General features: G+C 26.9%; 1 protein-coding gene. It reads right to left on the bottom strand.

Going from position 1 to position 417, the window contains the following annotated elements; translation table 11 throughout:
• The coding region (locus tag M3630_RS30670; RefSeq protein WP_483298485.1) for a site-specific integrase at positions 1-271 on the bottom strand (271 nt) is incomplete at its 3' end.
• Between the last annotated feature and the right edge of the window lie 146 nt (positions 272-417).

Raw genomic sequence — 417 nt, 5'->3', positions numbered from 1 at the left:
CCTCTATATATTGAAGTAGTTCTTTCGATAATGTTTCTGGTAACCTAATTTTAATCAACGAATGAAAATGTGCTTTACACATTTCTGATAACGTACACTTTTCAATTAGTCTCTTAACTTGAGAGACTGTAATTGTTAATAATTCTGATACTTTCAATCCACTATGTATAGCTAACTTAAAGAATAAATAGTCACGTTCAGATTTTATCTTGAGCGCTTCATACATTTTAACAATATCATCATTAAATTTAATCGCTTCTACTTTATTCATTACTCAACCTCCCCTTGCTTTAAGTGTCTTAATCATAGCTATATTATATTTTAGTTACATATATCTATTGCCTTTTTTATAGATTTTAAACATAGAAAATAAAATTAGCCATTTTATTATTTTGTTTCGATATATAGTGTGAAAGG

Origin of the sequence: Brevibacillus sp. MER 51 (assembly GCF_023714195.1) — a bacterium.
Classification (GTDB): Bacteria; Bacillota; Bacilli; order Brevibacillales; family Brevibacillaceae; genus Brevibacillus.
This window is presented reverse-complemented; position numbering and strand designations above follow the sequence as displayed.